Origin of the sequence: Pseudomonas sp. Sample_21 (genome assembly GCF_004307525.1) — a bacterium.
Classification (GTDB): Bacteria; Pseudomonadota; Gammaproteobacteria; order Pseudomonadales; family Pseudomonadaceae; genus Aquipseudomonas; species Aquipseudomonas atacamensis.
In genome coordinates this window covers 21,658-33,042 of sequence record NZ_RCNZ01000073.1, presented here as the reverse complement: position 1 = coordinate 33,042, position 11,385 = coordinate 21,658, and the positions used below count along the sequence as shown (strand labels likewise).

The window sequence follows — 11,385 nt, the reverse complement described above, 5'->3', positions numbered from 1 at the left end:
ATGCTGTGGCCAGGGACTCTGATTGGAGCCGGAGTGGGGTACGCGATTGCCAGCATTCCGGGGGCCATGCTTGGGGCGTTGTTGGGGCAGGCGCTGGATCGGCGCCTGCACTTGCAGAGCTGGGGACACTTGCGCGAAAAGCTCGGCGGCCGGCCGATGCTGCGCAACGACGAACTGCTGTTCGTGTTGCTCGGGCGTCTGGCCAAGAGCGACGGGCGCGTCACTGACGGGCATATCCAGCAGGCGCGCAACGAAATGCGCGCGCTGGAAATGAGCGAGCCGGCGACACGGCGGGCCATTGCTGCATTCAATCGCGGCAAGTCCGGCAGCGACAATCTGCGCGGCTATCTGCGTCGTTTGAGTGCGCAACCGCACGCGGCCGAAGGAGTGTTGCGTGCCTGTTGGCGAATGGTCTGGGCTGATGGTCGCGCCGGGGTCAGCGAACGCGAGTTGCTGGCGCAGTGGGGCAAATGGCTCGGCTGGACGGCGCAGCAGGTGCAGGCATTGGCCAGCGATTACGAGCCGGGCAAGCGGCCGATCGTCAGTGCGGCAGTGAGTTACCAGGAGGCAATGAAGTTGCTTGGGGTGTCGGCGAGCAGCGAGCCGGCGCAGATCAAGCGCGCTTACCGACGGTTGCTCAGTCGCCATCACCCGGACAAGATCGCCGGCAGCGGCGCGACCCCGGCGCAGGTACGTGAGGCGACCGAGCGGACGCGGGAATTGCATAGCGCTTATACGCTGATTCGCGAGCGGCGGGATTTTCGCTAGAAGTTAGATGGGTGTTGCTTGTGCTTGCCCCTTCGCGAGCAGGCTCGCTCCCACATTGAATTGTGCATAGATCCAATGTGGGAGCGAGCCTGCTCGCGAAGAGGGGCGACTCGGTGTAACAGTCAGTCAACAGCCTGAGGATTCAACCAGCCCCGCACCCGCCGAAACAATTGTTCCTGCTCTGCCTTCTTGTCCGGCAACACCTTCAGCGCCACTTGGCTGAACGCCGAGGTCTTCAGGCGCTTGCTCGCCTGCATGCGCTCCAGCGCCGCGTTGCGATCCAGCGCTTTGTCCATGTAGAAAATATCCACCGTCGGCAGCTTCAGCGTCGGCGTCAGTTCGGCGAGTGGCGGCAGGGCTTTGGCCGGTGCTTGCGCGTCAACCATCACCAGTTTCTCCACCTGCGGCGTCTGCCGCTCGCTGAGAAAACGCGCCGCCCAATAAGCGCCGGTGCCGTGGCCGAGCACGACAATGCTGCGCGCGCTCTGCTGTTCGGCGTAGGCAATCGCTGCGTCGATGCGTCCGAAAATGCGCTCGGCGTCGGCCTTGGCCTGTTCTTCGCTGGTTTCGGCGACCACCTGTTCGGCGACCTCCGCTTCACCGCCAGCGGCCTGTTCGATCGGTTGTGCGGTGGCGGCATCCTTGCTTGTGGTTTCCGGGGCTTTCGGCGCCGCGGCCGGTTCGATCACGCGCGGAGCAATGGCGTCGCCTTGCAGATCCGGCAGGGTGATACTCAGGCTGCTCCACTCGACATCCGGCAATTTGCGTCGCAACGGGCCGATTGCCTGCGGCCAGTCAGCGGTTTCGCCGGCACCGGGAACGATGATCACCGCGCCTTTGGGCTCGGCGCTGTTGGCCGGTTTCCACAGGGCGAGGAAAGTGTCGCTGCCAGCCTGCAGTTGTTGCTGCTCTTGCGCCGGCAGTTTACGTTGCAGTGCGGCGGCCTCTTCCTGACTACGCTCAAGCAGTGGCTGGCGCTCGGCCGGTTTTTCTTCGGCGGGTTTATCCGTGGCGGCAGGCGCCGGGTCGGCGGCTTCGACGGAAAACGCACAAGGCAAGATCAGCGACAGGCACAATGCTGGCAGTGCCAGGCGGTAGACAGAGGGCATCGGTTATTCCAGGCCAGAAAAGTATCCCGGCAGCCTAATGGGTTGGTCAGAATTTGTCAGTGTATGAGACTTCAATGAAGCGATTTTGCTGCCTGTGGGTTATCGGCTGTTTGTGGTTTCCCTTGATGGGCTGGGCGGCGCCTGCGCCACCGGGCCATGGGGCACAACTGACGCCGAGCCAGCAACAATGGCTGGCGCAGCACAACGAATTGCGCGTCGGCCTGGTCTTGCAGGCGCCCTACGCGACCTACGATCGGCGCCTGCAGCGATTGTCCGGGGCCAATGTCGAGTTGATGAAACTGCTGGCCAAGACCCTCAGCGTGGAACTGAGCTGGCGCAACTTTCAGGATCTGGGGGCATTGGAAAACGCTTTGCGCGAGGGCGAGATCGACATCGCTCCGGGCCTCAGCCAGACCCCGAGCGCGCTGCGCGTCTGGCAGTTTTCCGACCCCTACATGCGCGTGCCGCAACTGGTGGTCAGCGACCAGAAAAGCAGCGGCGCGGTCGATCTGGAAAAGCTCGACAGCCAGACCCGCGTCGCCGTGCGCATGCCGAGCAGCACCGCCGATTACCTGCGCAGCAACTATCCGCACTTGAATCTGCAAGGCGTGCCGCTGGAACGGCAAGCGTTGCAACTGCTGTTGAGTCAGCAAGCCTCCTACGCGGTGGTCGACGAAGCACAGTTGGGCCGGCTGTCGGTGGAGCCGGAGTTTGCCGAACTGGTGGTGGTTGGCGATATCGGCCTGCCGCAACTGCTGCGTGTGGCCTCGCGGCGCGATTGGCCGGAGCTGGCCGGCATCGTCCAGAGCGCCTTGCGCGCGATCCCGGCCAAGGATCTGGAACAACTGCACAACCAATGGCTGCAGCCGAAATACCCACGGCTGACCGAGTCGCCGGGGTTTTGGCAGAACCTCAGCCTGTTGTTCGCGGTGATGCTGCTCAGTTGCGCGGCAATCGTGGCGTGGCAGCGGCGCCAACAGCACAGCCTCGAACAACGCCTGCTCAGCGCCCGCGAAGACATTGCGTTGCGCGCGGCCAGTGAAGAGGCGCTGCGGCTGACACAGTTTTCCATCGACCAAAGCACCGTCGGCATTCTCTGGGTCAATTGGGACAGCCATGTGCGCTACGCCAACCGCGCGGCGGAAAACATGCTCGGCTATCCCTCGGGCGGGCTGATCGAGCGGCCGCTGATCGATTTCGAGCCCGGCCTGCACATGGATCGCTGGCTCAATCTGTGGAAGCGTGCACGGGCCAGTGAAGAAGGGCCCTTGAGCTTCGAAACCAGTTGCCTGCGCGCCGATGGCAGTGTGCTGCCGGCGGACGTTTCCCTGAGCTTCCTGCGTTTTCGCGACAGTGAATATCTGGTGGTCTACCTCACCGACGTCACCGATCGCCGCCGCGCGCTCGCCGCTTTGCAGGAAAGCGAGGCGCGCCTGCAAGGCATCGCCGCCAACGTTCCGGGTCTGGTGTTCAGGCTGGAGCGGGCACCGGTCACCGGGCAGATCGACTTTGCCTACATCAGCGAGGGCAGCGAAAGTCTGGTCGGTTATGCGCCGGCAGCCATCGCTCATCGCGACATGGGCCTGCGCAGCCTGGTGCATCCCGACGACAAGGCCAGTTATCACCGCACCCAGGATCAGGCGCTGGACACGGACAGCGACTGGTCGTGGCAGGGCCGCATCGTCACGCGCCAGGGTGAGCAGCGCTGGGCCGAGATCAAAGCGATCACCCGCCAGCTGGAGGACGGCGCCTATGTGTGGGACGGCATCGTCTGGGACATCAGCGAAAGCAAACGCATCGAGCTGGAACTGGCGGCCTCGCGCGAGCAACTGCGCGAACTGTCGGCGCACCTGGAAAGCGTGCGCGAAGAAGAGAAGGCGCGCATCGCCCGGGAAGTTCATGATGAGTTGGGGCAGATGCTCACCGTGCTGAAACTGGAGACATCGATGTGCGAATTGGCCTACGCGCAACTCGATCCGGGACTCAACGAGCGGCTCAACAGCATGAAGCGCCTGATCGCACAGTTATTTCAGCTGGTGCGCGATGTGGCGACGGCGTTGCGCCCGCCGATCCTTGATGCCGGGATTGCCTCGGCCATCGAGTGGCAGGCTCGGCGTTTCGAGGCGCGCACACAGATACCGTGTCTGGTGCAGGTGCCGGACAACCTGCCGGCACTCAGCGATGCCAAAGCGGTGGGGCTGTTCCGGATTTTGCAGGAGGCGCTGACCAACGTGATGCGCCATGCTCAGGCGCACACGGTGGAGCTGACGCTGGAGCTTGCGGGCGATGAATTGTGTCTGACCGTCAGCGATGATGGCGTAGGATTTGTCGCGGCCGAGGGTAGGCCGACGTCGTTTGGCCTGGTCGGCATGCGTGAGCGGGTGCTGATCATGGGCGGGCGGCTGGAGCTGGTGAGTGAGCCGGGGGAGGGCACCAGTCTGGTGGTGCGAGTGCCGGTGAGTGAGGTTTGACATGTTGCGGTGTCTGGACTGGCGCCTTCGCGAGCAAGCTCGCTCCCACAGGGATTGGTGTGTACTTGAAATCTGGAGAAGAACGTGATCCGTGTACTGGTAGCCGAAGACCACACCATCGTCCGCGAGGGCATCAAGCAACTGATCGGCCTGGCCAAGGATCTGCAAGTGGTGGGGGAGGCGAGCAATGGTGAGCAACTGCTCGAAACCCTGCGCAGCGTGCCGTGCGAGGTGGTGTTGCTGGACATCTCCATGCCCGGGGTCAATGGCCTGGAAGCGATCCCGCGTATCCGTGCGCTGAACAATCCGCCGGCGATTCTGGTGCTGTCGATGCACGACGAAGCGCAAATGGCCGCGCGCGCGTTAAAGGTCGGCGCGGCCGGGTATGCGACCAAGGACAGCGATCCGGCGCTGCTGCTCACGGCGATTCGCAAAGTCGCGGCAGGTGGGCGTTACATTGACCCGGAACTGGCCGACCGCATGGTCTTCGAAGTCGGCCTGACCGATACCCGGCCGCTGCATTCGCTGTTGTCAGAACGCGAATTCTCGGTGTTCGAACGCCTGGCCCAAGGCGCCAACGTCAACGACATCGCCCAGCAACTGGCCCTGAGCAGCAAGACCATCAGCACCCACAAGGCGCGGCTGATGCAGAAGCTCAACATCACCTCCTTGGCCGAACTGGTGAAATATGCGATGGAGCACAAACTCCTCTGACCGTCACCGCCCTCATGTGGGAGCGAGCCTGCTCGCGAAAGCGGCGTAACAGTCAGCCATTCAGTTTGATGACCCACCGCATCCGCGAGCAGGCTCGCTCCCACAGGTTCGGAGTTGGCATATCTGTTAGCGACAAACGCTTTTGCCCTTGCTCGCGGCTTGCAGCCCACCGCTCACCACTGCTTTATCCATTAGCGCCATCCTTGTAGGGCAATCCCTACCCCCAACCTTCCATTGCACTTAAGCGATTCTCTCCTGCGCCCCGATTTGCGTGGCCGCCGCCAGCCACTAGGCTTGATGAACAAGCAGTCATCAACAACAAAGGTGTGGGTATGAGCCAGGTCGATACAAGCGCAGGGACCAGTGATGTGCTGGTCAGCTTTCGTGGTGTGCAGAAGAGCTACGACGGCGAGAACCTGATCGTCAAAGACCTCAACCTGGACATTCGCAAGGGCGAATTTCTTACCCTGCTCGGGCCGTCCGGTTCCGGCAAGACCACCAGCCTGATGATGCTCGCCGGGTTCGAAACGCCGACCGCCGGTGAAATCCTCCTGTCCGGGCGTTCGATCAACAACGTGCCGCCGCACAAGCGCGATATCGGCATGGTGTTCCAGAACTACGCGCTGTTTCCGCACATGACTGTCGCGGAGAACCTTGCTTTCCCGTTGACCGTGCGCGGCTTGAATAAAAGCGATGTCAGCGAGCGGGTGAAGAAAGTCCTCAGCATGGTTCAGCTCGATGCCTTCGCTTCGCGCTATCCGGCGCAGTTGTCCGGTGGTCAGCAGCAACGTGTGGCACTGGCCCGCGCGCTGGTATTCGAGCCGCAACTGGTGCTGATGGACGAGCCGCTGGGCGCCCTCGACAAACAACTGCGTGAACACATGCAGATGGAGATCAAGCACCTGCACCAGCGCCTCGGCGTGACCGTGGTCTACGTAACCCACGATCAGGGTGAAGCACTGACCATGTCCGACCGCGTCGCGGTGTTCCATCAAGGCGAGATCCAGCAGATTGCGCCGCCGCGCACGCTCTACGAAGAACCGAAAAACACCTTTGTCGCCAACTTCATTGGCGAGAACAACCGCCTCAACGGCCGCCTGCTCAGCCAGAGCGGCGAGCGCTGCGTGGTCGAGTTGGGGCGTGGAGAGAAGGTCGAGGCGCTGGCCGTCAACGTTGGCCAGACGGGCGAACCGGTGACTCTGTCGATCCGTCCGGAGCGCGTCAGCCTCAACGGTTCGAGCGATCAATGCGTCAACCGCTTCTCAGGGAGGGTGGCGGAATTCATCTATCTGGGCGACCACGTCCGGGTGCGCCTGGAAGTCTGCGGCAAGACCGACTTCTTCGTGAAACAACCGATTGCCGAGCTCGATCCCGCGCTCGCTGTCGGCGACGTGGTTCCGCTTGGCTGGCAGGTCGAGCACGTTCGTGCGCTCGATCCGCTTTTAGAGGCGCACTAAGCGCCCCGGCAATACCAACACCAACCCTGCACGTGGAGAGAACAATAAATGTTGAGATCCCTGAAGTTCACCGCCCTGACTCTGGGCCTGATGGGTGCGACCGGCGCAATGGCCGCCGGCCCGGACTTGACCGTGGTGTCGTTTGGCGGGGCGAACAAGGCGGCGCAAGTCAAAGCCTTCTATGCACCGTGGGAAGCGGCGGGTAACGGCAAGATCGTTGCCGGCGAATACAACGGCGAAATGGCCAAGGTCAAGGCCATGGTCGACACCAAGAGCGTGTCGTGGGATCTGGTCGAAGTTGAATCGCCAGAGCTGTCCCGTGGTTGCGACGAAGACATGTTCGAACAACTCGACCCGGCGCTGTTCGGCAAGACCGAAGACTACGTCAAAGGCGCCATTCAGCCGTGCGGGGTAGGTTTCTTCGTTTGGTCGACCGTACTGGCGTACAACGCAGACAAGCTGAAAACCGCACCGACCAGCTGGGCGGATTTCTGGGACACCAAGAAATTCCCGGGCAAGCGTGGCCTGCGCAAAGGCGCCAAGTACACCCTCGAATTCGCGCTGATGGCCGATGGCGTGGCGCCGAAAGACGTCTACAAAGAGCTGGCGAGCAAGGGCGGCCAGGATCGCGCCTTCAAGAAACTCGATGAGCTCAAGCCAAGTATTCAGTGGTGGGAAGCCGGTGCACAGCCGCCGCAATACCTCGCTTCCGGTGACGTGGTGATGAGCTCGGCTTACAACGGTCGCATCGCGGCGGTGCAGAAAGAATCCAATCTGAAAGTGGTGTGGAACGGCGGCATCTACGATTTCGACGCCTGGGCTATCCCGAAAGGTCTGGACGCCAAGCGCGCGGAAGCGGCGAAGAAATTCATCGCCTTCTCGGTGCAGCCGCAGCAGCAGAAGACCTACTCGGAAAACATCGCCTACGGCCCGGCCAACACCCAAGCCGTGCCGCTGCTGGCCAAGGATGTCCTGAAAGACATGCCGACCACCCCGGAAAACATCGCCAACCAGGTGCAGATCGACGTCAGCTTCTGGGCTGATAACGGCGAGCAACTGGAACAGCGTTTCAACTCTTGGGCTGCCAAATAAGCCAAGCATGCGGACCGATGGCTTTCCGGATGATCGTTCCCACGCTCTGCGTGGGAATGCCGCCCGGGACGCTCCGCGTCCCTGTGTGACGCAGAGCGTCACTGGATTCATTCCCACGCAGAGCGTGGGAACGATCACTGGCAAAAGTTCGAGGTGGTTCGCCACCTCTGTAACGATCAAAGATTTGCGGAGTACGTCATGGCCATCGCCGTTCCCCTGAACGAGGGCGCCAGCCCCACCTTGAAGCAGAAGCTCAAGCACGCCGAGCGGGTCAACCGCTGGAAAGCCCAGGCGCTGATTGCGCCGCTGGTGCTGTTTCTGCTGCTGGTGTTTCTGGTGCCGATCGTGGCGCTGCTCTATAAAAGCGTCGGCAACCCGGAAGTGGTTGGCGGCATGCCGCGCACTGTCACCGCCATCGCCAGTTGGGACGGTCGTGGTCTGCCGGCCGAGCCGGTGTACAAGGCTGCCAGCGAAGACCTCGCCGAAGCCCGCAAAAACCAGACGCTGGGCGATCTGTCCAAGCGCTTGAACATGGAGTTGGCCGGCTACCGCAGCCTGCTGACCAAAACCGCCCGGGCGCTGCCGTTCGCCAGCGAACCGGCCTCTTATAAAGAAGCGCTGGAAGCGCTCGACGAACGCTGGGGCGATCCGGCCTACTGGCAAGCGGTGAAACGCAACACCAGCAGCTTCACTCCGTATTACCTGCTGGCGGCGGTCGATCACCGCATCGATGACCTCGGCGAACTGGCTCCAGCCACCCCGGATCAGGCGATCTACCTCGACATCTTCGCTCGCACGTTCTGGATGGGCCTGGTCATCACCGTGATCTGCCTGCTGCTCGCCTATCCACTGGCCTACCTGCTGGCGAACCTGCCTTCGCGGCAGAGCAACCTGCTGATGATACTGGTGCTGCTGCCGTTCTGGACTTCGATTCTGGTGCGGGTCGCAGCGTGGATCGTGCTGCTGCAATCCGGCGGTCTGATCAACAGTGCGCTGCTGGCCATGGGCATCATCGATAAACCGCTGGAACTGGTATTCAACCGCACCGGCGTTTACATCTCGATGGTGCACATCCTGCTGCCGTTCATGATTCTGCCGATCTACAGCGTGATGAAAGGCATCTCGCCGACCTACATGCGCGCTGCGATCTCCCTTGGCTGCCATCCGTTCGCCAGTTTCTGGCGGGTGTACTTCCCGCAGACCTACGCCGGTGTTGGCGCCGGCTGCCTGTTGGTGTTCATCCTTGCGATTGGCTACTACATCACCCCGGCGCTGCTCGGCAGCCCGAACGACCAAATGGTCAGCTACTTCGTCGCCTTCTACACCAACACCAGCATCAACTGGGGCATGGCCACTGCGCTCGGCGGGCTGCTGTTGCTGGCGACCGTGGTGCTTTATCTGATCTACAGCTGGCTGGTCGGCGCCAGTCGCCTGCGCCTGAGCTAAGGGGAATTTGCGATGCTGAGTCCTTACATGTCGCCCATCGAACGGGTGTGGTTCTACAGCCTGCGGATTCTCTGCGGCCTGATCCTGCTGTTCCTGATCCTGCCGGTGCTGGTGATCATTCCGCTGTCGTTCAACTCGGGGAGTTTTCTGGTCTATCCGCTGCAGGGCTTCTCGCTGCAGTGGTACCACGACTTCTTCGCCTCGGCGGAATGGATGCGCGCACTGAAGAACAGCATCATCGTCGCCCCGGCGGCAACGGTGCTGGCGATGATCTTCGGCACGCTGGCGGCGATCGGCCTGACCCGTGGCGACTTCCCTGGCAAGTCACTGGTGATGGCACTGGTGATTTCACCGATGGTGGTGCCGGTGGTGATCATCGGCGTGGCGAGTTATCTGTTCTTCGCGCCGCTGGGGCTGGGTAACAGCTTCTTCTCGCTGATCGTCGTGCATGCGGTATTGGGTGTGCCGTTTGTGATCATCACCGTGTCGGCGACGTTGCAGGGGTTTAATCACAACCTGGTGCGTGCTGCTGCGAGTCTCGGTGCATCGCCGCTGACTGCATTCCGCCGGGTGACCTTGCCGCTGACTGCGCCGGGAGTGATTTCCGGGGCGCTGTTTGCCTTTGCCACTTCTTTCGATGAAGTGGTGGTGACGCTGTTCCTTGCCGGACCCGAGCAGGCGACATTGCCTCGGCAGATGTTCAGCGGGATTCGCGAGAACCTGAGCCCGACGATTGCAGCGGCAGCGACGTTGCTGATTGCCTTCTCGGTGATCTTGCTGCTGACGCTGGAATGGCTGCGCGGGCGCAGCGAGAAACTGCGTACTGCGCAGGTCTGAGATCAAGGTCAAAAGCCACCCCTCACCCCAGCCCTCTCCCCAAGGGGGCGAGGGGGAATGGAGCAGATCTCCGTGGCTTTCGCGGCCGGAGTTCGACTCGGTAATTCAGGTCGATGTATTTCGAGAGTACAACCCGGTCAGTCCCCTCTCCCTCCGGGAGAGGGTTAGGGTGAGGGGCTCTTGATCTTCCTATCCGATCAACCATTCACACCCTGAATAGCAGACAACCCCAAATCCCCAGCTAATCTTGTGCCCAGCTCCCACATCTATAAGAGGCTGCGCACCATGAGTCTGTCCCAGTTCAAAATCGCTCACAAACTGATCACCGGCGCCGCAGCCATTGAGCAACTGGCCGCTGAACTCACCCGTCTGGACATCGATAATCCGCTGATCGTCACCGACGCCGCGCTGGTCAAGTCCGGTACTGTCGAGCTGGCGCTGGTGCAACTCGGCGGGCGCGAATACGAGATTTTCGACCGTGTGCTGCCCGACCCGGAAATCGCCATCGTCGAGGACTGCATGCGCGCCTATCGCGAAGGCGGGCATGACGGTTTGATCGGCCTTGGCGGTGGCAGCGCCATCGACATTGCCAAGAGTGTCGCCGCCTACGCCGGTTACCACGGCGCGCTGGAAGATCTGTTCGGCGTCGATCAGGTGCCGCGCAAGGGCCCGCCGCTGATCGCCATTCCGACCACCGCCGGCACTGGCTCTGAAGTCACCAATGTGGCGATCCTCTCGGACAAGGTCGCGCAGTTGAAGAAAGGCATCGTCAGCGACTATCTGTTGCCGGACGTGGCGCTGGTCAGTCCGCAAATGACCCTGACCTGTCCGCGCAGCGTTACCGCCGCCAGTGGTGTCGATGCACTGGTGCACGCTATCGAATCCTATCTGTCGGTGAACGCCTCGCCGATCACCGACTCCCTCGCCATCGGCGCAATCAAGCTGATCGCCAGCGCTCTGCCCAAGGCCTACGCCAACGGCGCCAACCTGCAAGCGCGTGAAGACATGGCCACCGCCAGCCTCATGGCTGGGATGGCGTTCGGTAACGCCGGGGTCGGTGCGGTGCATGCGCTGGCGTATCCGCTGGGCGGTCGCTTCAACATTGCCCATGGTGTCAGCAACGCCTTGCTGCTGCCCTATGTGATGACCTGGAACAAAATGGCCTGCGTCGAACGCATGCAGGATATTGCCGAAGCCATGGGCGTGAAGACCGCTCATCTGAGCGCCAGCGAAGCTGCTGACAAAGCCGTGCAGGCCATGACCGACCTGTGCGCGGCGGTGGAAATCCCTGCCGGGCTGCGCAGTTTCGGCGTGCCGGAGGAAGCGATCCCGGCGATGGCCGTGGAGGCCGCCGGCATCGAGCGGCTAATGCGCAACAATCCGCGCAAACTCAGCGCCGGCGATATCGAGAAGATCTACCGCGCGGCTTACTGAGGCGCGATCGCTGAGGGCTCATGGCACAACCCAATCATCGCGGTCCCGGTGCGCGCG

General features: G+C 62.1%; 9 protein-coding genes. 8 read left to right on the top strand and 1 reads right to left on the bottom strand.

Annotated features, from left to right (window positions below):
- Positions 1-768 (top strand): TerB family tellurite resistance protein, encoded by a 768-nt coding sequence (locus D8U71_RS12710; protein WP_110603577.1) that lies wholly within the window; start codon positions 1-3, stop codon positions 766-768.
- Between the two features lie 122 nt (positions 769-890).
- Here D8U71_RS12710 and D8U71_RS12705 read toward each other — a convergent pair whose 3' ends face one another.
- Positions 891-1,877 (bottom strand): alpha/beta hydrolase family protein, encoded by a 987-nt coding sequence (locus D8U71_RS12705; protein WP_123443844.1) that lies wholly within the window; start codon positions 1,875-1,877, stop codon positions 891-893.
- A 74-nt stretch (positions 1,878-1,951) separates the two neighbouring features.
- Between D8U71_RS12705 and D8U71_RS12700 the strand changes: the two genes are divergently transcribed.
- The 7 genes from D8U71_RS12700 to D8U71_RS12665 all read left to right on the top strand — a co-directional run bounded on the left by D8U71_RS12700 (position 1,952) and on the right by D8U71_RS12665 (position 11,328).
- Positions 1,952-4,348: a sensor histidine kinase gene (locus D8U71_RS12700; RefSeq protein ID WP_130887893.1), complete on the top strand. Its 2,397-nt coding sequence runs from the start codon at positions 1,952-1,954 to the stop codon at positions 4,346-4,348.
- 84 nt (positions 4,349-4,432) lie between these two features.
- Positions 4,433-5,062: a response regulator transcription factor gene (locus D8U71_RS12695; protein ID WP_003228820.1), complete on the top strand. Its 630-nt coding sequence runs from the start codon at positions 4,433-4,435 to the stop codon at positions 5,060-5,062.
- A gap of 332 nt (positions 5,063-5,394) precedes the next feature.
- Positions 5,395-6,519, top strand: coding sequence for an ABC transporter ATP-binding protein (locus D8U71_RS12685; protein WP_016772906.1), 1,125 nt, complete (start codon positions 5,395-5,397; stop codon positions 6,517-6,519).
- 48 nt (positions 6,520-6,567) lie between these two features.
- A complete protein-coding gene (locus tag D8U71_RS12680; RefSeq protein WP_016772907.1) occupies positions 6,568-7,611 on the top strand; it encodes an ABC transporter substrate-binding protein in 1,044 nt (347 codons plus the stop codon).
- A 198-nt stretch (positions 7,612-7,809) separates the two neighbouring features.
- Positions 7,810-9,057, top strand: coding sequence for an ABC transporter permease (locus tag D8U71_RS12675; protein ID WP_130887891.1), 1,248 nt, complete (start codon positions 7,810-7,812; stop codon positions 9,055-9,057).
- A 12-nt stretch (positions 9,058-9,069) separates the two neighbouring features.
- Positions 9,070-9,894 (top strand): ABC transporter permease, encoded by an 825-nt coding sequence (locus tag D8U71_RS12670; protein ID WP_130887890.1) that lies wholly within the window; start codon positions 9,070-9,072, stop codon positions 9,892-9,894.
- 285 nt (positions 9,895-10,179) lie between these two features.
- Positions 10,180-11,328: an iron-containing alcohol dehydrogenase gene (locus D8U71_RS12665; RefSeq protein ID WP_016772910.1), complete on the top strand. Its 1,149-nt coding sequence runs from the start codon at positions 10,180-10,182 to the stop codon at positions 11,326-11,328.
- Positions 11,329-11,385: the final 57 nt, after the last annotated feature.